The organism is Gibbsiella greigii (genome assembly GCF_039540155.1).
In the GTDB taxonomy this organism is placed as follows: Bacteria; Pseudomonadota; Gammaproteobacteria; order Enterobacterales; family Enterobacteriaceae; genus Gibbsiella; species Gibbsiella quercinecans.
Map to the genome: position 1 here is coordinate 63,990 of NZ_BAABEM010000048.1, position 21,550 is coordinate 85,539.

Below are 21,550 nucleotides of genomic sequence, written 5' to 3' on the forward strand. Positions count from 1 at the left end.
ATGCTCTACCCAGATGAACAACAGCTTTACGCGCCGATTGAATGGCAAGACTGCAGCGGTGATTTCGAGGATATCCTGTATCACAAATCCAGCGACGGGATTGCCAAAATCACCATCAACCGCCCGCAGGTGCGTAATGCTTTTCGCCCGTTGACGGTGAAAGAGATGCTGGAAGCGTTGGCCAACGCCCGCTATGACGACGGCATTGGCACCATTATTCTTACCGGCGCCGGCGAGAAAGCGTTCTGCTCCGGCGGCGATCAGAAAGTGCGCGGCGATTACGGCGGTTACAAAGACGCCAGCGGCGTCCACCATCTGAACGTGCTTGATTTCCAGCGCCAAATCCGCACCTGCCCGAAACCGATCGTGGCGATGGTGGCGGGCTATTCCATCGGCGGCGGCCATGTGCTGCATATGATGTGCGATCTGACCATCGCCGCCGACAACGCCATTTTTGGCCAGACCGGGCCGAAAGTCGGCTCGTTCGATGGCGGCTGGGGCGCTTCTTACATGGCGCGCATCGTCGGCCAGAAAAAAGCGCGCGAAATCTGGTTCCTGTGCCGCCAATATGATGCCGCGCAGGCACTGGATATGGGGCTGGTGAACACCGTGGTGCCGCTGGCGGATCTGGAAAAAGAAACCGTGCGCTGGTGCCGTGAAATGCTGCAAAACAGCCCGATGGCATTGCGCTGCCTGAAGGCGGCGCTGAACGCCGACTGTGACGGGCAGGCCGGTTTGCAAGAGCTGGCGGGCAACGCCACCATGCTGTTTTACATGACCGACGAAGGCCAGGAGGGGCGCAACGCATTCAATGAAAAACGCCAGCCTGACTTCAGCAAATTCAAGCGTAATCCTTGATGGATAAGCTAACCCGCAACGCGGCGCTATACCGTTACCAACTGCCGATGGAAGCCGGCGTGGTGCTGCGCAACCAACGGCTGAAAACCCGCGACGGCCTGCTGTTGCACCTGCGGCAGGGCGAGCAGGAAGGTTGGGGAGAGATCGCGCCGCTGCCGGGCTTTAGCCAGGAAACGCTGGCCGAGGCGCAAAGCGCGCTGCTGGCGTGGCTGCCGGTTTGGCTCGGCGACGGGCAACCGGCGGAAAGCGGCCTGCCGGCGGTGGCGTTCGGCACCAGTTGCGCGCTGGCGGAGCTAAGCGGGGCGTTGCCGCCGCAGGCGGATTATCTCACGGCGCCGTTATGCACCGGCGATCCCGATGCGCTGTTCGCGCTGCTGGCGGCGCTGCCGGGGGAGAAGATCGCCAAAGTGAAGGTCGGGCTGTATGAAGCGGTGCGTGACGGCATGATCGTTAATATGCTGCTGGAAGCGCTGCCGGACCTGAAACTGCGGCTGGATGCCAACCGCAGTTGGCCGCTGGCCAAGGCGCAAGGCTTCGCTAAATACGTCAATCCCGCCTGGCGCGCTCGCATCGCCTTCCTGGAAGAGCCGTGCAAAACCCGCGATGAGTCGCGCGCCTTTGCGCAGGCGACCGGGATCGCCATAGCCTGGGATGAAAGCGTGCGAGATGCCGATTTCGTCGTGCAGGCCGAGCCTGGCGTCGCGGCGATTGTGATCAAGCCGACGCTGATCGGCAGCCTGGCACGTTGCCGCGCGCTGGTAACGCAGGCGCATCAGGCCGGGCTGACGGCGGTGATCAGCTCCAGTATAGAATCCAGCCTGGGGCTGACCCAACTGGCGCGGCTGGCCCAGTGGCTGACGCCCGGCACTGTGCCGGGCCTGGACACATTGCATTTGATGCAGGCACAGCTGCTGCGCCCGTGGCCCGGCAGCGCATTGCCCGTGCAGGGCGAGGCCGAGCTGGAGTGCGTATGGCGCAACTGACCGACTGGCCGTGGCGCTATTGGGCGCAGCGCCGGCCGCGGGCCACGGCGTTGCTGGTGGGCCAACAGGCCGTCAGTTGGCACGCTTTGCAACAACAGGTGGCACAGCTGGCAGCGGCATTCCGGCAGCAGGGGGTTAACCCCGGCGTCGGCGTGGCGTTGTGCGGCAAAAACAGCTACCCGCTGTTGTTGGCCTATCTGGCGCTGTTGCAGTGCGGCGGCCGGCTGCTGCCGCTAAACCCGGCGTTGCCGCCGGCGCTGCTGGCCACGCTGCTGCCGGCATTGAATATTTCTTTGGCCTATTGCCCAGACGGCACGCCGTTATTGCCTGATTCAATACGGCCGTTGGCGCCGCGGTCAACGGCCGTATCCCCGCCGCCGCTGGCGTGGGCGGCCGATCGTTTAGCCACTCTGACGCTGACCTCCGGCTCCAATGGGCTGCCGAAAGCCGCGGCGCACAGCTATCAAGGGCATCTGGCCAGTGCGCAAGGGGTACTGCGGCTGATGAACTTCCGGGCGCAGGACAGCTGGTTGTTGTCGCTGCCGCTGTTCCACGTTTCTGGGCAGGGGATCGTCTGGCGCTGGCTGGCGGCGGGCGCCCGGCTGGTGGTGCGTGATCGGCTGCCGCTGGCCGATGCGCTGGCTGGCTGCAGCCATGCGTCGCTGGTGCCAACCCAGCTCTGGCGTTTGCTGGCTGAACCCCGTCGCGTGCCGGGGTTAACCGATGTGTTGTTGGGCGGCGCCATGATCCCGGTGGAGCTGACCGAACGGGCAGAGGCGGCGGGCATCCGCTGCTGGTGCGGCTATGGCCTGACTGAGCTGGCGTCAACCGTCTGCGGCAAACGTGCCGATGCGCTGCCGGGCGTCGGGCTGCCGCTGTATGGCCGTGAGATCAGACTGGTGGATCAGGAAGTGTGGGTACGCGGCGCCAGCCTGGCGCTGGGGTATTGGCGCGATGGTGCGCTGCAGTCGATTGCCGATGGTCAAGGCTGGTTCCACACCCGCGATCGCGGCGTGATGGCCGAGGGCGAACTGCGCATCCTTGGGCGGCTGGATAACCTGTTTTTCAGCGGCGGTGAGGGCGTACAGCCGGAAGACGTGGAGCGTGTGCTGGCGGCCCATCCACAGATAGAACAGGTGTTTGTGGTGCCGGTGGACGATGCGGAGTTTGGTCAGCGCCCGGTGGCGGTGTTTGAAGGGGATACGGCGCTGTCTTTGCCGGCGCTATTGGCATGGGCGCAGGATAAATTGGCGAATTTCCAGCGGCCGGTGGCCTTATTGCCGCTGCCGGCGCAGCTGAAAACCGGCGGGATTAAAATCGCCCGGCGGCAGGTGCAAGCCTGGGCGGAGGGGGCACTGCAAAGCGGGTAACGCTGCGGTGGCTAGGGTGCCTGTAGGATTAACACCATTAAAACCATAAACGCCATAAAAAGCATAACCTTTTGATTTACATTGTGTTACTGAAATTTTCCCCGCCTGGGAGGAAAGTGTAGGCGCGATCACAGTGGCAGATGATAAACAGATGTTAATTATTTAATAATAAATTAACAGGAGCTGCCAGTATGTTAGCAAAACACACCCGGCCTGCCGCCGCCCGGCAGGGGAATGCCAAAAATATTTTCCGCGTTACCAGCGGCAACTTTCTTGAAATGTATGATTTCATGGTGTTTGGCTACTATGCCAGCGCCATTGCCGGCACCTTTTTTCCCGGCTCTAATCCGTTTGCTTCGCTGATGTTAACCCTGATGACCTTCGGCGCCGGCTTCCTGATGCGCCCGTTGGGTGCCATGGTGCTGGGGGCCTATATCGATCACCATGGCCGGCGCAAGGGGCTGCTGATCACCCTGGGGTTGATGGCCATCGGTACGCTGACCATCGCCTGTGTGCCCGGCTATCACAGCATTGGCGTATTAGCGCCGATACTGGTGTTGGTTGGGCGTTTGCTGCAGGGCTTCTCCGCCGGGGTGGAACTGGGCGGCGTTTCCGTTTATCTGTCGGAAATCGCGCCGGAAGGGAAAAAGGGCTTCTATGTTAGCTGGCAGTCCGCCAGCCAGCAGATTGCGGTGGTGTTCGCCGCATTGCTCGGGGTGGTGCTGAACCATTGGCTGGGGAAAACCATCATGTCGGATTGGGGCTGGCGCATTCCGTTCTTCGTCGGCTGCATGATTGTGCCATTCCTGTTTTGGATCCGCCGGATGCTGGAAGAAACCGACGCATTCCGCCAGCGCCGCCATCACCCGTCGATGGGGGAAATCACCCGCTCGGTGGCCAGCAACTGGCCGATTGTGCTGGTGGGGATGATGATGGTGGTGACCACCACCGTGGCTTTTTACATGATCACTGCCTTCACGCCGACTTACGGCAAAACCGTTTTGCAGTTCAGCGAGCAACAAAGCTTTATCGTGACGCTGTGCGTGGGATTGTCCAACCTGTTCTGGCTGCCAGTGATGGGCAGCGTCTCGGATAAGGTGGGGCGCCGGCCGCTGTTGCTGTTGTTCACTGCGCTGATCTTGCTGACTGCCTACCCGGTGTTGAGCTGGCTGGTGAGCGCGCCGAGCTTTATCCACCTGCTGGAAGCGGAGCTGTGGTTATCGTTCCTCTATGCCAGCTATAACTCGGCGATGGTGGTGGCGTTAACGGAGGTGATGCCGGCGGAAGTGCGCGCCACCGGGTTCTCCATGGCCTACAGCCTGGCGACCGCGCTGTTTGGCGGCTTTACGCCGGCCATCGCCAGCTATCTGATCCACGCGACCGGCAATAAGGCGATGCCGGGCGTATGGCTATCGATCGCGGCGCTGTGCGGGTTGGTCGCCGCACTGCTGCTGCCGGTATTGCAGCGGCAACGTCAACGCCAGCATGGCCAACTGCCCGCCGGTTCGCCAATTCGCTAACCCGCGTATCGCGGCGTTTAAACGTATAACGCCCCAGCCGTATGGCCGGGGGCGTTTTATTATGGCGCGTTTACGCACCGGGGATTATCGCCTTATGAAAGGCCCAGCGCTTTGGCAACGCCAGCGCCGTAGTCGGGGTGTACTTTGGTGAACAGTTCAATTTGGCGGCGCTGGATGGCTTCCGGCACTTGCGACAGCTCACAGGCAATGCGGGTGAACATGCGCTGGTGTTCTTCGGCGCTCAGCAGGTTGAACAGAGCGCGCGGTTGGCTGAAGTAGTCCTCGTCTTCACGGTGGTTCCAGTGGTCGGCCGCGCCTTCAATGCTCAACGGCGGTTCGCTGAAATCTGGCTGCTCCTGGAACACGCCGAAGCTGTTCGGTTCGTAGGTGGCGCCGTTGCCGCTGTTGCCGTCAACGCGCATCGCGCCGTCGCGGTGATAGTTGTGGAACGGACATTTTGCGGCGTTGACCGGGATCTGATGATGGTTGACGCCCAGGCGGTAGCGGTGTGCGTCACCATACGAGAACAGGCGGCCCTGCAACATTTTATCCGGCGAGAAGCTGATGCCCGGCACCACGTTGGCCGGGTTCATCGCGACCTGTTCCACTTCGGAGAAGTAGTTGTCCGGGTTGCGGTTCAGTTCAAAGAAGCCGACGTCAATCAATGGGTAGTCCGCATGCGGCCATACTTTGGTCAGATCGAACGGGTTGTACGGGGTCTGCGAGGCTTCATGTTCCGGCATGATCTGGATTTGCAGGTTCCAGCGCGGGTGGTCGCCGCGTTCAATGGCGTCGAACAGATCGCGCTGTGAGCTTTCACGGTCTTTGGCGACGATGGCCTCGGCCTCTTCATCCATCAGGTTTTCGATGCCTTGTTGGCAACGGAAGTGGAATTTTACCCAGAAACGTTCGTTGTTGGCATTGATAAAGCTGTAGGTGTGGCTGCCAAAGCCGTGCATATGGCGATAGGATTTGGGCAACCCGCGGTCGCTGAAATCAATGGTCAACTGGTGCAGGGCTTCCGGCAGATGGGAAAAAAAGTCCCATTTGTATACCGGGTTACGCAGGTTGGTACGCGGATCGCGTTTTACCACGTGGTTCAGATCCGGGAACTTCAGCGGATCGCGCAGGTAGAATACCGGGGTGTCGTTACCCACCAGATCCCAGTTGCCTTCTTCGGTGTAGAACTTCATGGCGAACCCACGGATGTCGCGTTCGGCATCGGCGGCGCCGCGTTCACCGGCGACGGTGGAGAAGCGCACGAACATCTCGGTTTTTTTGCCGATTTCTGCGAATATTTTCGCACGGGTATAACGGGTAATGTCATGGGTGACGGTGAAGGTGCCGTAAGCGCCGGAACCTTTGGCGTGCATGCGGCGTTCCGGGATCACTTCGCGGTCGAAGTGGGCCAGTTTTTCCAGGAACCAAACGTCCTGCAGCAGCATCGGGCCGCGTTTTCCGGCGGTAATAACATTATTATTATCCACCACCGGCGCGCCGGCGACGGTGGTCAGTCCTTTCTTGCTCATCAGTTGCTCCTTACTTTTCACAGTGAAATCGTTAACGTGATCGGGTGGCCGGGTTGTGTCCCGTAATACCTTGTAGCGCCGTTAAGGCAATGGCTTGCTTTCCTTATCGCCGGTTTAAATTTTCCCTATTAGTTGTAGACCTATTATTTGCCGGCAGCAAATAGGCGTGGGTTATCATTGCCGACGTGTGCCCGGATTGATGATAAGGTGCAAAAAACATACCGCCGCCCTGGCGGCGACGTCAGGGCGGCGTGAAGAGCAAAGCGGGAAGGGGGTTAGCCGGCGGCGGGCAGCAGGCCAGCGGCGATGCCCAGTTGAATGGCGATCACCAACACGCCGCAGGCAAACACTAACGCCAGAGCAGGGCGGCCGCCACGTACCCGGTAGGCAGTTTGGTGCTGTTGGCGGGTTTTCCAGGCCAGCAAAGCGGGCAACAGTAAAGCCAGCACCGAGAGCGCAATGGCGGCGTAGCCCAGCGCCAGCACGAAGCCGCGCGGATAAAACAAGGCGAAGGCCAGCGGCGGCAAAAAGGTGATAAGCCCGGTCTGCAGGCGGCCATGCGGGGTATTCCTGCGTTTGCATAGATCGGCCAGGAAATCGAACAGCCCTAATGCTACGCCCAGGAACGAGGTCGCCAGCGCCAGATCGGCGAACAGGTGTACCGCCAATTCTACCTGTGTGGAAGCCACCACATCGCGCACGGCCTGCAACAGCCCGTTCAGCCCCGCCTGCTGCGCCAGTATGCCGACAAACGTTTGTGAGCTGATGCTGCCGAGCGTGGCCAATTGCCAGAAAATATAGGCAAGCAGTGGGATTGCGCTGCCGGTGATAAACACCCAGCGCAGCCGGCGGATATTGCCGCCCATATAATTCACCACGCTGGGCACGCTGCCGTGGAAACCAAACGCGGTAAGGATCACCGGGATTGCCGAGAGCGTCAGGCCTTGCTCCAGCGGCAGCGTCAGCAGGTTGGCCTGGTGAATACTGGGCAACATTAACCCCAGCATCACCATCAGCAGCAACATTTTGGCGCTGAACAGAATACGGTTGAACAGATCGACGGAATGTGTGCCGATGCACACCACGCTGCCCGCCACCAGGGTAAACAGCGCAACCCCAAAGGCAGCTGGCACGTTGCGGGCTGTCCATTGGCTGATGCTGGCGGCCAGCAATTCGCCGGCGCCGCTCATGTAGGCCGCGGTGAGGGCATACATCAGGAACATCATGCTGAAACTGGTTAGCCATTGGCCGCCGCTGCCGAGATAACGCCGCGCCAGCGTACCCAGGCCGGTTTCCGCCGGGTGGTGTTGGTACACCTCCACCAATAGCAGTGCGGTGTAGCACATCAGCAGCCACAGCCCGATCAGCAGCGCCAGGGTGACGCCGAACCCGACGCCGGCCGCCGCCAGCGGCATCGCCAGCATACCGGCGCCGATAGTGGTGCCGGCCACGATAAAAATACTACCAAGGGTGCGATTCTTCACGTTTTTCTCTACCGTCGCCTATTTTGGCAACATAATCAGTAACTCATTTGCAGGGCGGCAGAATAGAGGAATGATTATTTTCTGTCAAACCGACGTTACATAGCGTGTAAATTTATATTTACGATTGAGGGGGTGACGGATTTGGCAGCCGTGAAGGGTACGTGACGGGTGAAAAGTTGTTTACAGCCATCTATAGTGGGTAAAACAAAAAATGCGGGAGAAAGCAATGTTAAGGGTGGAGATGTTAAGCACTGGCGATGAAGTGCTGTATGGGCAAATTATCGATACCAACGCGGCCTGGCTGGCGGATTACCTGTTCCAACAGGGCTTACCGATGAGCGGGCGTGAAACGGTGGGGGATAATTTGTCTTCGCTGGTGGAAACGCTGCAGGAGCGCAGCCACGTCGCGGACGTGCTGATTGTTAACGGCGGCCTGGGGCCGACCAGTGACGATCTCAGCGCGCTGGCGGCGGCTAACGCCTGTGGCGTGGCGTTGGTCGAGCACCCTGAATGGCTGGCGCGCATGACCGCCTATTTTGCCGAACGCGGGCGCCCGATGGCGGCGTCCAATCGTAAACAGGCGCAGATCCCGGCCAATGCGGAGATGCTTGATAACCGTGTCGGCACCGCCTGTGGTTTTGCGTTGACGTTGAATAAGTGCCTGATGTTCTTCACCCCCGGCGTGCCGTCGGAATTTAAGGTGATGGTGGAGGAACAGATTGTGCCGCGCCTGCGCCAGCGTTTTACCTTGCCCGAGCCGCCGCTGTGCCTGCGTTTAACCACCTTTGGCACTTCGGAAAGCGATCTGGCCGCCCAGTTGGACGGCATGGCGTTGCCGGCAGGCGTGGTGCTCGGTTACCGCTCATCCAGCCCAATTATTGAGCTGAAGTTGACTGGGCCGGCGGTGCAGCGGGCGGCGATGGAAACCGCATGGGAGCGGGTGCGCGCTGTCGCGGGCGATAACACTATCTTCGAAGGCACCATTGGCCTGCCGGGGCTGTTGGCGCAAACGCTACAACAGCGCGGGCTGCACCTGGCGCTCAGCGAGCAATTCAGCGCCGGCCTCATCAATTTGCAGTTGCAAACCGCCGGTGCGCCGCTGGCGGGCGGCGAGCTGTTGCCCAGCCATTGCATTGAAGATTTGCCCACGGTGCTGGCGCGCGCCCGCTCTTTGGCGCAGCTTGCCGGTGCGCCGCTGGCGTTGGCAATCGGCGCGATGGTCGACGAACGGATCAATATCGCGTTGTATACGCCGCAGGGCGAATTTGCCCAGACGGTACAATATCGCGCTGCGCGCCACGGGTTGAGCTTGCGCCAGGAATCGGTGGCGATGTTGGCGCTGGACATGCTGCGCCGGTGGTTGCAAGGGGGCCAAGTGTGCGGCAACTATGGCTGGCTGGATGTGGTTGAGCGTATCGGCTAACGGCGGGAAGGGATTCGGCAAGCCCCGCGTCGGGAGACGGGCGGGGCGTGCGGGGGCGTTTCAGATTTCCAGTTCGATATCCGCCAGCGGCATGCAGCAGCAGGGCAGGATCTCACCGTCATTGATAAACGCCAGCGGCTGCTGGCGATAGGCGACCTGGCCTTTCACCAGCTTCAGCCGGCAAGAACCGCAGTACCCGGAGCGGCATTGGTATTCCACCTGAACATTATGCCGCTCCAGCGCATCAAGCAGGCTGTGTTCGCTGTCCGGGCAGGCCAACTGCGTGCCGGTGGCGCGCAGCGTTACGGTTGACGTTGCCATAATAGTAAAGGCATCCCTCCCTGGGCGAGTGTTACAGTTCGAAATCGCTCAGATCGTCGGCATTGACTTCGGAATCGATCTGGCCGACCAGATAAGAGCTCACCTCGACTTCCTGCGGGGCAACCTGCACGTTGTCGGAAACCAGCCAGGCGTTGATCCACGGGATCGGGTTGGAACGGGTTTCGAACGGCAGGCTCAGGCCAACCGCCTGCATGCGGATGTTGGTGATGTACTCCACATACTGGCAAAGGATCTCTTTGTTCAGGCCGATCATTGAGCCGCCGCTGAACAGATATTCAGCCCACTCTTTTTCCTGCTGTGCCGCTTTCAGGAACAGATCGTAGCACTCTTGCTGGCATTCAACGGCGATCTCCGCCATTTCCGGGTCATCGCTGCCGGAGCGCATCAGATTCAGCATATGCTGGGTGCCGGTCAGGTGCAGGGCTTCGTCGCGGGCGATCAGCTTGATGATTTTGGCGTTGCCTTCCATCAGTTCGCGCTCGGCAAAGGCGAATGAGCAGGCGAAGCTGACGTAGAAGCGGATCGCTTCCAGCGCATTGACGCTCATCAGGCACAGATAAAGCTGCTTTTTCAGCGAGCGCAGGTCAACCGTGACGGTTTTACCGTTCACCTGATGGGTGCCTTCCCCCAGCAGATGGTAATAGCCGGTCATTTCGATCAGATCATCATAGTAGCCGGAGATATCTTTCGCACGCTTGAGGATCTCTTGGTTGGTGACGATGTCGTCGAACACCAGCGCCGGATCGTTGACGATATTGCGGATAATGTGGGTGTAGGAACGGGAGTGGATGGTTTCCGAGAACGACCAGGTTTCCACCCAGGTTTCCAGCTCCGGGATGGAAATCAGCGGCAGCAGTGCCACGTTCGGGCTGCGGCCTTGGATGGAGTCCAGCAGCGTCTGGTATTTCAGGTTGCTGATGAAAATGTGTTTTTCATGATCCGGCAGCGCCTGATAGTCGATGCGATCGCGTGAGACGTCCACTTCTTCCGGGCGCCAGAAGAAGGAGAGCTGTTTTTCGATCAGCTTTTCAAAGATTTCATGTTTTTGCTGGTCGAAACGCGCCACGTTGACTGACTGGCCGAAAAACATCGGCTCAAGCAGTTGATCGTTCTTGTTTTGCGAAAAAGTGGTGTATGCCATAAGCCTTAATCCTTTGCTGCCCCACGCAGAGAGGCCGGAGTGATCCGGCCCTGATGAGGAAAACGCGAAAGGGCCGCATGACCACGGCCCGCCGCATGAATGTTAAATTTTGCAGGCGCCGCCTTCACAGTCGTCATCGCCGCCCTGTACCGGCAGCAAGTCTTCCTGAATATCCTCAGCACCGTCACGGGTATTCTGATAGTACAGTGTTTTAACACCGAACTTATAGGCGGTGAGCAGATCTTTCAGCAGTTGCTTCATCGGCACTTTGGTGCTTGGGAAGCGAGCCGGATCGTAGTTGGTGTTGGCAGAGATCGACTGATCGATAAACTTCTGCATCAGGCCAACCAGCTGCAGGTAGCCGTCATTGTTCGGCATTTCCCACAGCAGCTCATAGGCCTCTTTCAGGCGTTCATATTCCGGCACCACCTGGCGCAGAATGCCGTCCTTCGAGGCTTTGATGCTGATGTGGCCGCGCGGTGGCTCAATACCGTTGGTGGCGTTGGAAATCTGTGACGACGTTTCCGACGGCATCAGCGCAGACAGGGTCGAGTTGCGCAGGCCGGTTTCTTTGATTTCTTTGCGCAGCGTTTCCCAATCGTAATGCAGCGGCTCGTCGCAGATGGCGTTCAAGTCTTTTTTATAGGTGTCGATTGGCAAGATGCCTTGCGCATAGGTGGTTTCGTTGAACCACGGGCAAGCACCCTGTTCCTGAGCCAGACGGTTGGACGCCTTCAGCAGATAGTACTGGATGGCCTCGAAGGTTTTGTGGGTCAGGGCGTTGGCGCTGCCGTCGGAGTAGCGCACGCCGTTTTTCGCCAGGTAGTAGGCGAAGTTGATGACGCCGATCCCCAGGGTACGGCGCCCCATTGCGCCACGGCGGGCCGCCGGGATTGGATAGTCCTGGTAATCGAGCAGGGCGTCGAGCGCACGCACGGCGAGGGTGGCCAGCTCTTCCAGATCGTCCAGGCTGTCAATTGCGCCCAGATTGAACGCCGACAGGGTACACAGCGCGATTTCGCCGTTTTCGTCGTTGACGTCTTCCAGCGGCTTGGTCGGCAGGGCGATCTCCAGGCACAGGTTAGACTGGCGCACCGGGGCGATCTGCGGATCAAACGGGCTGTGGGTATTGCAGTGGTCGACGTTTTGAATGTAGATACGGCCGGTAGAGGCGCGTTCCTGCATCATCAGCGAGAACAGCTCCACGGCCTTCACGCGTTTTTGGCGGATGCTGCTGTCTTGCTCATACTGGGTGTACAAACGTTCGAATTCGTCCTGGTCGGCGAAGAAAGCGTCGTACAGCCCCGGCACGTCGGATGGGCTGAACAGGGTAATGTCGCCGCCTTTGATCAGGCGCTGGTACATCAGGCGGTTCAACTGCACGCCGTAGTCCATGTGGCGCACGCGGTTGCCTTCCACGCCGCGGTTGTTTTTCAACACCAGCAGGCTTTCGACTTCCAGGTGCCACATTGGGTAGAACAGGGTGGCGGCACCACCGCGCACGCCGCCCTGGGAGCAGGATTTCACCGCGGTCTGGAAGTGTTTATAGAACGGGATACAGCCGGTGTGGAAAGCTTCACCGCCGCGGATCGGGCTGCCCAGCGCGCGAATACGGCCGGCGTTGATGCCGATGCCGGCGCGTTGGGAGACGTATTTCACGATCGCGCTGGAGGTCGCGTTAATCGAATCCAGGCTGTCGCCGCATTCGATCAGCACACAGGAGCTGAACTGGCGGGTAGGGGTGCGTACGCCGGACATAATCGGCGTCGGCAGCGAGATCTTGAAGGTCGAGATCGCATCGTAGAAACGTTTGACGTAATCCAGACGGGTTGCGCGCGGGTAGCCGGAGAACAGGCAGGCCGCCACCAGAATGTACAGGAACTGCGCGCTCTCGTAGATTTCGCCGGTAACGCGGTTCTGCGCCAGGTACTTCCCTTCCAGTTGCTTGACGGCGGCATAGGAGAAGTTCATGTCACGCCAGTGATCGATAAAACCGTCCATCTGCTCGAACTCTTCAGCGCTGTAGTCTTCCAGCAGATGCTTATCGTATTTGCCCATCTCGACCATGCGGGTCACGTGCGCATGCAGCTTCGGCGGCTCGAACTTGCCGTAGGCTTTTTTACGCAGGTGGAAGATGGCCAGGCGCGCGGCCAGGTATTGGTAATCCGGCGCATCGCGCGAGATCAGATCGGCCGCCGCCTTGATGATGGTTTCATGGATATCGGCGGTCTTGATGCCGTCGTAAAACTGAATATGGGAACGCAATGCTACTTGAGAAACCGAGACGTTATTTAAACCTTCTGCGGCCCAGTCGATGACCCGGTGAATTTTATCAAGATTGATGCGCTCTTTGCGGCCATCGCGCTTAGTAACAAGTAGACTCTGGTTCATATGCTGTTTTCCGTATAATGTCTGCCAGGCAGAAGTGTAGTCGCTCTGCTCAGTATGTAAACACTATATATAGGGGTTATATGTGGTAGAGGCGTCAAGATAGTGAGAAAAAAGGGCCTTGGCAAGTGAACAGAAACGGCCTGTTTTGTGGATAACTTGGGGGCAAAATGTTAAGGCCGGTCCGCAATGCGCGCCGCGTCTGGCATGGCGCTGTTGTCAATAAGCAGGATAGGATTTTGCTGATTTGCTAAAAAACATGATCGTTTGCCGCTTTCTTAAACATTAGAAAAAAACGGCATATTGATCTGGTTTAATATTATAAAAAAACTGCTGCCCACCGTTTTTTCCCCGACGGTGCTGAAGATGCCCGCCGGCACGAGGTTTAGTGCGGGATGCGCTGTTCCATTTGCTCTCGCGTCAGGCTTTGCAGAAACAGTGCGCCGCCGGGCTGAAACAGCGGCGCTGTGTCTAACCCGCCGACCACCACCGGCACAAAGCCCGCCGCTTTCACCAATTCGGCAACGCTGGCCAGTGCCGCCGGATCGTCGCCCGCCAGCGGCACGGCGATGCGCGGGGCGCTGCGGTTCGATTCAGCGGCTAACGCGGCCGCGGCCAGCGCGTTTAACCCCCGCACCAGCCGCGTGCCGGGGAACAACCGAGCGCTGTATACTCCGCTGCCCATTTGCAATGCCTGTTCCCCGATAGCACCATCGCGCCCTGGATAGGGGTTGGTGACGTCCAATACCACCTTATGCGCCAAGGTGGCCGCCAGGCTTTTACCCAATTCGGGCAGTGCGCCATAGGGCACCGCCAACACCACGATTTCACCATAGTGCGCCACCTGCTGCGCGGTTCCGGCCTGGGCGCGGGCGCCCAGTTCGGTCACCAGCGGCTGCAGCTCTTGCGGATGGCGTGAGGCAAGCAGCACCGAATAGCCGGCGTTCACCCACAGCCGGCCAAGCGTCGCGCCCATTTGCCCGGCACCGATGATGCCAATGCGTGGCAGGGGTTCCGCTCTCGCACCGGCGCAGGCAAACACCACCAACAGGCAGGACAACAGTAACCGGATAAGGTAGCGCGGCATTTTCACGGTGATTTGCGCCAGAACTGTAATAACGGCCCCTGTGGGCCGGATACCGGATCGCTGTGCGGGAAAGGCAGGTTGGCGATACGTTCAAGCATGGCCGGGGTTGGCGCCGCCCGACATAAATCCCAACGTTGCTGCGGCGGATAGGCGCCGACCACGACAAAATCACTGCTGCTGCTGAGTTTGCAATGGCCGGTGCCGGCGGGCAGCACCGCGACATCGCCGGCACGCACGCTGATCTCATGGCCGCCTGGCCCACCCAACATCAGGCGGGCGCTGCCGCCGGCAAAGCCCAGCACTTCGTGGGCGGTGCTGTGGTAGTGGTGGAAGGCATAAACGCCGGCCACCCATTGCGGCGGCCAGCCGGTGCGGCCGAACAACGCCTGCGCGTTTGCGATGGTATCCTGGCCGGGCAATACCTGGCGATACAGCAGTACCGGCAAATGGGGGTTATTGGGCACCCAGCCGTTGCGTTCCAGCCGCAGCTGTTCCGCCCCTGGGGCCGCGCGCGCCAGCAGCACCGGCGCGGCGATCGCCAGGCTGGAGACGAACTGCAAAAAATAACGGCGGGAAACGGTTGCCATATCGATCTCCTGCGGCACGTTTTCCCCGGCGGGCACCGGGGGAAAACGTGTGATGGGTTTATTTACTATAGACCCCATCGGCAAGGATATGAGGAGCGTTAACCTTGGTGCTGGGTGTGTACCATATAGTTGACGTCCACGTTGCGGCCAAGCTTGAAGCGATCGGTGATCGGGTTGTAATGCAGGCCGATCATGTGTTTTTCCCGCAGCGGGGTGCTGTCGATCCAGCCGATCAGCTCAGACGGGCGAATAAACTTTTTATGATCGTGCGTGCCCTGCGGCACCATCTTGAGAATATATTCGGCGCCGATCACCGCCATCAGCCAGGCTTTGGTATTGCGGTTGATGGTGGAGAAGAACACATGGCCGCCCGGTTTCACCAGGTGAGCGCAGGCGCGCACCACCGAGGCCGGATCCGGCACGTGCTCCAGCATTTCCATGCAGGTCACCAGATCGTATTGTTGCGGGTTGGCATGGGCATGGCTTTCCACTGTTTCCTGGGTATAGGTGACGTTGACACCACTTTCCAATGCGTGCAGGCGCGCCACCTGCAGCGGCTCCGCGCCCATATCCAGGCCGGTGACCCGCGCGCCTTCCTGCGCCATACTCTCGGCCAGGATGCCGCCGCCGCAGCCGACGTCGAGCACGGTCTTGCCGAAGATGCCGCCGGCGCGCTGCATGATGTACGCCAGGCGCAGCGGGTTAATGCGGTGCAGCGGTTTGAATTCCCCTTCCAAATCCCACCAGCGCGAGGCCACGGCCTCAAACTTGGCGATTTCCTGTTGGTCGACGTTTTGCGCTTGGCTGGATGTCTCTACATTCATGGGTGTGCTCTGGCTCCTGTTCCTGTTGTGAAGAGTATACATGTTCTGGCTCGCCGCTGTCCCCAGCCTGTGCCGCAAGGCACAAGCCGGCGGGGAAGAAACGGTTCTTTACTGCGTAATTTTCCTGTAAAGCGCGCTTTGTGATATAGTTTTACACCTTTGCCACTATGGCATGCGGGCAGATGAATCATTAGTAGAGGGATAGCAGCTCCATGAGCGACCTTGCCAGAGAAATCACACCGGTAAACATCGAAGAAGAGCTGAAAAGCTCGTATCTGGATTACGCGATGTCCGTTATCGTCGGACGTGCGTTGCCAGATGTTCGTGATGGTCTAAAGCCGGTGCACCGCCGCGTCTTGTACGCGATGAATGTACTGGGTAACGACTGGAATAAGCCATACAAGAAATCGGCCCGTGTCGTCGGCGACGTGATCGGTAAATATCACCCGCACGGCGACAGCGCGGTTTATGACACCATTGTACGTATGGCCCAACCGTTTTCGCTGCGCTATATGCTGGTGGACGGCCAGGGGAACTTCGGTTCGGTCGACGGCGACTCCGCAGCGGCAATGCGTTACACCGAAGTACGCATGGCGAAAATCGCCCACGAATTGCTGGCGGATCTGGAAAAAGAGACCGTTGACTTTGTGCCTAACTATGACGGTACGGAACAGATTCCGGAAGTCATGCCAACCAAAATCCCTAACTTGCTGATCAACGGCTCCTCCGGTATCGCGGTAGGGATGGCGACCAATATTCCGCCGCATAACCTGTCCGAGGTTATCGACGGTTGCCTGGCCTATATCGATGATGAAAACATCAGCATTGAAGGGCTGATGGAACATATCCCAGGGCCGGATTTCCCAACCGCAGCAATCATTAACGGCCGCCGTGGTATTGAGGAAGCCTATCGCACCGGCCGCGGCAAAGTGTATATCCGCGCCCGCGCCGAGGTGGAAGCCGACGCGAAAACCGGCCGCGAAACCATCATCGTGCATGAAATTCCGTATCAGGTGAACAAAGCGCGCCTGATCGAGAAAATCGCCGAGCTGGTGAAAGATAAACGCGTCGAAGGCATCAGCGCTCTGCGCGACGAGTCCGATAAAGACGGCATGCGCATTGTGATTGAAGTCAAACGCGACGCCGTGGGTGAAGTGGTGCTGAACAACCTGTATTCACAAACCCAACTGCAGGTGACCTTCGGCATCAACATGGTGGCGTTGCACCAGGGGCAGCCAAAGCTGCTGAACCTGAAAGACATTCTGCAAGCCTTTGTGCGCCACCGCCGCGAAGTGGTGACCCGCCGTACTATTTTCGAACTGCGCAAGGCACGCGATCGTGCACACATTCTGGAAGGTTTGGCGATCGCGCTGGCGAATATCGATCCGATCATTGAACTGATCCGCCGCGCGCCGACCCCGGCGGAAGCGAAAGCCGGCCTGGTTGCGCAATCCTGGGAACTGGGCAACGTGGCCGCGATGTTGGAACGCGCGGGCGACGATGCGGCGCGGCCAGAGTGGCTGGAGCCTGAATTCGGCATCCGTGACGGCAAATATCACCTGACCGAACAGCAAGCGCAGGCGATTTTGGATCTGCGTCTGCAGAAACTGACCGGCCTTGAGCATGAAAAACTGCTCGATGAGTACAAAGAGCTGTTGAATCAGATCGCCGAGCTGATCTTCATCCTGGAAAGCCCTGAACGCCTGATGGAAGTGATCCGTGAAGAACTGGTCGCCGTGCGTGAACAGTTTGGCGATCAGCGCCGCACCGAGATCACCGCCAACTCTTCCGATATCAACATCGAAGATTTGATCAACCAGGAAGACGTGGTGGTGACGTTGTCGCACCAGGGCTATGTGAAGTATCAGCCGCTGAGCGATTACGAAGCCCAGCGCCGCGGCGGCAAAGGCAAATCTGCCGCGCGTATAAAAGAAGAAGACTTTATCGATCGTCTGCTGGTGGCCAACACCCACGACACCATTCTGTGCTTCTCCAGCCGTGGCCGCCTGTACTGGATGAAGGTTTACCAACTGCCTGAAGCCAGCCGTGGCGCACGTGGCCGCCCAATCGTCAACCTGCTGCCGCTGGAAGCCGACGAACGCATCACCGCCATCCTGCCGGTGCGCGAGTATGAAGAAGGGCGCCATGTCTTCATGGCCACCGCCAGCGGTACCGTGAAGAAAACCGCCCTGACCGAGTTCAGCCGCCCGCGCAGCGCCGGTATCATCGCCGTCAACCTCAACGAGGGGGATGAGCTGATTGGTGTCGACCTGACCGACGGCAGCAACGAAGTGATGCTGTTCTCCGCTAACGGTAAAGTGGTGCGTTTCCCTGAGTCGCAAGTGCGCGCAATGGGGCGGACCGCAACTGGTGTGCGCGGCATCAATCTGGGCGAGAGCGATCGCGTGGTGTCGTTGATTGCGCCGCGCGGCGAAGGCGATATCCTGACCGTGACGCAAAACGGCTACGGCAAACGCACCGCGGTGACCGAATACCCGACCAAATCGCGCGCCACCCAAGGGGTTATCTCCATTAAGGTGAGCGAACGTAACGGCCAGGTCGTCGGTGCGGTTCAGGTGGAAACCACCGACCAGATCATGATGATCACCGACGCCGGTACGCTGGTGCGCACTCGCGTGGCGGAAGTCAGCGTGGTGGGCCGTAATACTCAGGGCGTAACGTTGATTCGTACCGCTGAAGATGAAAACGTGGTGGGTCTGCAACGTGTTGCCGAACCGGTTGAAGATGAAGAGCTGGACAGCATCGAAGCGGGTGAAGCGGTAGAAGATGCCGCGCCGTTGGATGACGGCGACGACAACGAACCGGCCGACGATGATGCGGATGGCGAAGACGCATAACGTTCAGTGGGTGGCTATGCCGGCCGGGGCGTAACGGCTCCCGGCAGGCAGGTTATAAAAGAGGGGGCCTGGCTGCGATGCCGGGCCCTTTTTTCAGTTATACTCGTCGTACTTCTGGCCGCAGGCGCATAGGCGTTGCTGCGGCTTGAATGATGCAGGGGATATGCAGGGTGATGGGTCTGCCAAACACAGGATGTGGCCTCAGGTAAGAACGTGCTTGCCACCACTTACATTCATATGGTATCAGATTGAAATATCTAGCCTCTTTTCGTACCGCGTTAAAAATCTCCCGCTATTTGTTCCGGGTGTTGGCGATTATGCTGTGGATATTGGGCGCGTTGCTCACCACCTTTTATATTCTCAACATCCTGCATGATAAAGAATCCGAGCTGCGGCAAGAATACAACCTGAATTTTGATCAGGCCCAGGGCTATATTCGCCATGCGGCGGATGTGATGCGCGATATCAAGTACATGGCTGAGAACCGCCTCAACGGCTCGGTCAGCAATCTGGACATGTTCAGCGGCGTGTTCCCGGCCAAAAGCAGCCCGCCAGTGTTTTATCCCCTCTATCCTGAATCCAACTGTTCACTCAACACCAATTATCACAGCCTGTACGATTCGCTAAGCGGGCTGATTCAATACTGGCGTGAGAACTTCGTCGCCGCCTACGATCTTAACCGGGTATTTGTGATCGGCGGCGACAGCCTGTGTATGGCGGAGTTCGGCAAGAGCACCGGGGTGATCGATCGCGAAGATGTGTTGAAATCGCTGCACGATCGCATCCTGAAATACCGCAATGCCAAAAACCAGGATAAAGACAGCAACCTGTACTGGATCAACCCCAGCTCGCAGCGGCCGGATGTGGGCTATCTGTACGTATTGGCGCCGGTGTATATCGGCAACAAACTCGAGGCATTGCTGGGCATTGAGCAAACGGTGCGCCTGGAGGATTTTGTTGCGCCGGGCAACCTGTCGACCGGTGTCACCTTGCTGGATGAAGACAATGAACCCGTGCTGCGCTTGGCCGATGATGCGCTGCCGACGGACAGTTACCCGGATTCGCACATCTATTTTGGCTATGTGGACAGCTACCATGATCTGATCATGAAAAAGGCGCTGCCGCCGTCTTCATTGAGCGTGGTGTATTCGCTGCCGATAAAAAATGTGGCGGAGCGCTTCAAGATCCTGATCCTCAACGCCGTCTTGCTCAACATGCTTTCGGCGATCGTGCTGTTCAGTTTGGCCTGGCTATTCGAACGCAAAATGTTCATGCCGGCGGAAAACAACGCCTTCCGGCTGGAAGAACACGAGCAGTTTAACCGCAAGATTGTCGCTTCAGCGCCGGTGGGGATCTGTATTCTGCGTATCAGCGACGGCACCAATATCCTGAGCAATGAGCTGGCGCATAACTACATCAACATGTTGACCCATGAAGACCGGGAGCGCATCACGCGCATCATCTGCGAGCAGCAGGTGAACTTTGTCGATGTCATGACCAGCGACAACAACAACCTGCAAATCAGCTTCGTTCACTCCCGTTACCGCAACGAAGACGTGGCGATTTGCGTGTTGGTCGACGTGAGCGCCCGTGTGAAGATGGAAGAGTCGCTGCAGGAAATGGCCGCCGCCGCCGAACAGGCCAGCCAGTCGAAGTCGATGTTCCTGGCGACCGTCAGCCATGAGCTGCGCACCCCGCTGTACGGTATTATCGGCAACCTGGAGCTGCTGCAAACCAAGGATCTGCCGCTGGGGGTCGATCGGCTGGTGAATGCGATGAACAACTCGTCCGGGCTGCTGTTGAAAATCATCAGCGATATTCTGGACTTCTCCAAGATTGAATCGGAACAGCTCAAAATTGAGCCGCGGGATTTCTCCTGCCTGGAGCTGATTACCCATATCGCCGGCAACTATCTGCCGCTGGTGGTGAAAAAACGCCTGGGGCTGTTCTGCTTTATCGAGCAAACCGTGCCCGAACGTATCTCCGGCGATCCGGTGCGCCTGCAGCAAGTGCTGTCCAATCTGCTGAACAATGCCATCAAGTTTACCGATACCGGCTGCATTATCTTGCAAGTGCGCGCGCGTGATAACTACCTGGAATTCAGCGTGCGCGATACCGGCGTCGGCATTCAGGCGAAAGAGATCCCGCGGCTGTTTGATCCGTTCTTCCAGGTGGGCACTGGCGTGCAGCGCCATTTCCAGGGCACCGGTCTGGGGCTGGCGATCTGCGAAAAGTTGATCAATATGATGGATGGCGATATTGCGGTGGAGTCTGAGCCCGGGCTTGGCAGCATGTTTATTATCCGCATCCCGCTGTTCGATGCCCAGTTCGTATTGCCGCAGGCCAGCGACACCTGGCAGGGGCTTAAGCTATGGCTGGACATTCGTAACCAACGGCTGGAGAACTACCTGATGGAGATCCTCGCCGGCTATGGCGCACAGTTGCAGCGTTATGCCGGGCAGGCGACCGGGAAGGGCGATGTGTTGATCAGCGATTACCCGCTGATGTTTACCCAGCCGCTGTTGGCGCAGATCGAGTTTTCCATTGAGCATATCGGCCCGGCGCAGCAAACCCGGCCAGGCTATTGGGTGCACAGCACGTCCACCCCGCGGGAAACTATCGGTTTGCTCAACCGCCTGTTCGGCGTGGGCGGCAACAAGGCGCCGATGCAACTGCCGGCGGTGGCTAAAACGCCGGCGGCGGGCAATCAGGATATCCGCCTGCTGGTGGTGGACGACCATCCGATCAACCGCCGTTTGCTGTCCGATCAGCTTTCTTCGCTGGGCTACCAACTGGTGACCGCCAACGACGGCGTCGATGCGCTGGGGGTGCTGAACCATCACCCGGTCGACATCGTGCTGACCGACGTGAACATGCCGAATATGGACGGTTATAAGCTGACGCAGTGCCTGCGGGAGATGCACTTTAGTGCGCCGGTGATCGGTGTCACCGCCAATGCGTTGGCGGAAGAACGGCAACGCTGTATGGCGGCGGGGATGGATAACTGCCTGTCGAAACCGGTGACGCTGGAATCGCTGGAACAGACGTTGGCATTCTATAGCCAGCAGGTGCGGCGCACGCGAGCGGAGCGTGAAGAGGCGTAACGATGGGAAGCTAAACAGGGCAGGGCATTGCCCTGCCTGTTACGTGGCTGGT

General features: G+C 58.8%; 15 protein-coding genes. 7 read left to right on the forward strand and 8 right to left on the reverse strand.

Going from position 1 to position 21,550, the window contains the following annotated elements:
• The 4 genes from menB to AC559G_RS20685 all read left to right on the forward strand — a co-directional run bounded on the left by menB (position 1) and on the right by AC559G_RS20685 (position 4,731).
• On the forward strand, positions 1-858 hold the full coding sequence (gene menB / locus AC559G_RS20670) for a 1,4-dihydroxy-2-naphthoyl-CoA synthase (protein WP_095847992.1): 858 nt from the start codon (positions 1-3) through the stop codon (positions 856-858).
• Entirely contained in the window at positions 858-1,841 is a 984-nt protein-coding gene (gene menC / locus AC559G_RS20675; RefSeq protein WP_498914357.1) for an o-succinylbenzoate synthase, read from the forward strand. Before menB ends, menC begins: the two co-directional genes overlap by 1 nt.
• Positions 1,829-3,211: a 2-succinylbenzoate--CoA ligase gene (menE, locus tag AC559G_RS20680; RefSeq protein ID WP_498914359.1), complete on the forward strand. Its 1,383-nt coding sequence runs from the start codon at positions 1,829-1,831 to the stop codon at positions 3,209-3,211. The genes menC and menE overlap by 13 nt, the downstream gene beginning before the upstream one ends.
• A gap of 191 nt (positions 3,212-3,402) precedes the next feature.
• Positions 3,403-4,731, forward strand: a complete 1,329-nt coding sequence (locus AC559G_RS20685; RefSeq protein ID WP_498914361.1) for an MFS transporter — start codon at positions 3,403-3,405, stop codon at positions 4,729-4,731.
• 92 nt (positions 4,732-4,823) lie between these two features.
• Here AC559G_RS20685 and katA read toward each other — a convergent pair whose 3' ends face one another.
• Positions 4,824-6,260, reverse strand: a complete 1,437-nt coding sequence (katA, locus tag AC559G_RS20690; protein ID WP_498914363.1) for a catalase — start codon at positions 6,258-6,260, stop codon at positions 4,824-4,826.
• A gap of 275 nt (positions 6,261-6,535) precedes the next feature.
• Positions 6,536-7,744 carry a tyrosine transporter TyrP gene (gene tyrP / locus AC559G_RS20695; protein WP_498914365.1) on the reverse strand — a complete coding sequence of 403 codons (1,209 nt, stop codon included), beginning with the start codon at positions 7,742-7,744 and terminating at the stop codon, positions 6,536-6,538.
• Between the two features lie 226 nt (positions 7,745-7,970).
• Here tyrP and AC559G_RS20700 point away from each other — a divergent pair, with 226 nt between their 5' ends.
• The gene (locus AC559G_RS20700; protein WP_438596421.1) at positions 7,971-9,167 is read left to right on the forward strand and encodes a nicotinamide mononucleotide deamidase-related protein YfaY; all 1,197 of its coding nucleotides are present in this window, start codon (positions 7,971-7,973) and stop codon (positions 9,165-9,167) included.
• 60 nt (positions 9,168-9,227) lie between these two features.
• Here AC559G_RS20700 and yfaE read toward each other — a convergent pair whose 3' ends face one another.
• From yfaE to ubiG, 6 genes are all read right to left on the reverse strand, one after another.
• Entirely contained in the window at positions 9,228-9,488 is a 261-nt protein-coding gene (gene yfaE / locus AC559G_RS20705; protein WP_279022698.1) for a class I ribonucleotide reductase maintenance protein YfaE, read from the reverse strand.
• A 31-nt stretch (positions 9,489-9,519) separates the two neighbouring features.
• Positions 9,520-10,650: a ribonucleotide-diphosphate reductase subunit beta gene (gene nrdB, locus AC559G_RS20710; RefSeq protein WP_498914367.1), complete on the reverse strand. Its 1,131-nt coding sequence runs from the start codon at positions 10,648-10,650 to the stop codon at positions 9,520-9,522.
• Positions 10,651-10,752: 102 nt separating this feature from the next.
• Positions 10,753-13,041 carry a ribonucleoside-diphosphate reductase subunit alpha gene (gene nrdA, locus AC559G_RS20715; RefSeq protein WP_498914369.1) on the reverse strand — a complete coding sequence of 763 codons (2,289 nt, stop codon included), beginning with the start codon at positions 13,039-13,041 and terminating at the stop codon, positions 10,753-10,755.
• A 382-nt stretch (positions 13,042-13,423) separates the two neighbouring features.
• On the reverse strand, positions 13,424-14,125 hold the full coding sequence (locus tag AC559G_RS20720) for an NADPH-dependent F420 reductase (protein WP_498914454.1): 702 nt from the start codon (positions 14,123-14,125) through the stop codon (positions 13,424-13,426).
• Between the two features lie 2 nt (positions 14,126-14,127).
• Positions 14,128-14,712: a cupin domain-containing protein gene (locus tag AC559G_RS20725; RefSeq protein ID WP_498914371.1), complete on the reverse strand. Its 585-nt coding sequence runs from the start codon at positions 14,710-14,712 to the stop codon at positions 14,128-14,130.
• Positions 14,713-14,810: 98 nt separating this feature from the next.
• Positions 14,811-15,536, reverse strand: a complete 726-nt coding sequence (gene ubiG / locus AC559G_RS20730) for a bifunctional 2-polyprenyl-6-hydroxyphenol methylase/3-demethylubiquinol 3-O-methyltransferase UbiG (protein WP_498914372.1) — start codon at positions 15,534-15,536, stop codon at positions 14,811-14,813.
• A 212-nt stretch (positions 15,537-15,748) separates the two neighbouring features.
• Here ubiG and gyrA point away from each other — a divergent pair, with 212 nt between their 5' ends.
• Positions 15,749-18,394 carry a DNA gyrase subunit A gene (gene gyrA, locus AC559G_RS20735; protein ID WP_498914374.1) on the forward strand — a complete coding sequence of 882 codons (2,646 nt, stop codon included), beginning with the start codon at positions 15,749-15,751 and terminating at the stop codon, positions 18,392-18,394.
• Between the two features lie 248 nt (positions 18,395-18,642).
• Positions 18,643-21,498, forward strand: coding sequence for a two-component system sensor histidine kinase RcsC (rcsC, locus tag AC559G_RS20740; RefSeq protein ID WP_498914376.1), 2,856 nt, complete (start codon positions 18,643-18,645; stop codon positions 21,496-21,498).
• Positions 21,499-21,550 lie beyond the last annotated feature (52 nt).

Coding starts and splice junctions, on each gene's coding strand:
- menB (WP_095847992.1), top strand. CDS start 1: ATGCTCTACCCAGATGAACAACAGCTTTACGCGCCGATTGAATGGCAA.
- menC (WP_498914357.1), top strand. CDS start 858: ATGGATAAGCTAACCCGCAACGCGGCGCTATACCGTTACCAACTGCCG.
- menE (WP_498914359.1), top strand. CDS start 1,829: ATGGCGCAACTGACCGACTGGCCGTGGCGCTATTGGGCGCAGCGCCGG.
- AC559G_RS20685 (WP_498914361.1), top strand. CDS start 3,403: ATGTTAGCAAAACACACCCGGCCTGCCGCCGCCCGGCAGGGGAATGCC.
- katA (WP_498914363.1), bottom strand. CDS start 6,260: ATGAGCAAGAAAGGACTGACCACCGTCGCCGGCGCGCCGGTGGTGGAT.
- AC559G_RS20700 (WP_438596421.1), top strand. CDS start 7,971: ATGTTAAGGGTGGAGATGTTAAGCACTGGCGATGAAGTGCTGTATGGG.
- yfaE (WP_279022698.1), bottom strand. CDS start 9,488: ATGGCAACGTCAACCGTAACGCTGCGCGCCACCGGCACGCAGTTGGCC.
- nrdB (WP_498914367.1), bottom strand. CDS start 10,650: ATGGCATACACCACTTTTTCGCAAAACAAGAACGATCAACTGCTTGAG.
- nrdA (WP_498914369.1), bottom strand. CDS start 13,041: ATGAACCAGAGTCTACTTGTTACTAAGCGCGATGGCCGCAAAGAGCGC.
- AC559G_RS20720 (WP_498914454.1), bottom strand. CDS start 14,125: ATGCCGCGCTACCTTATCCGGTTACTGTTGTCCTGCCTGTTGGTGGTG.
- AC559G_RS20725 (WP_498914371.1), bottom strand. CDS start 14,712: ATGGCAACCGTTTCCCGCCGTTATTTTTTGCAGTTCGTCTCCAGCCTG.
- ubiG (WP_498914372.1), bottom strand. CDS start 15,536: ATGAATGTAGAGACATCCAGCCAAGCGCAAAACGTCGACCAACAGGAA.
- gyrA (WP_498914374.1), top strand. CDS start 15,749: ATGAGCGACCTTGCCAGAGAAATCACACCGGTAAACATCGAAGAAGAG.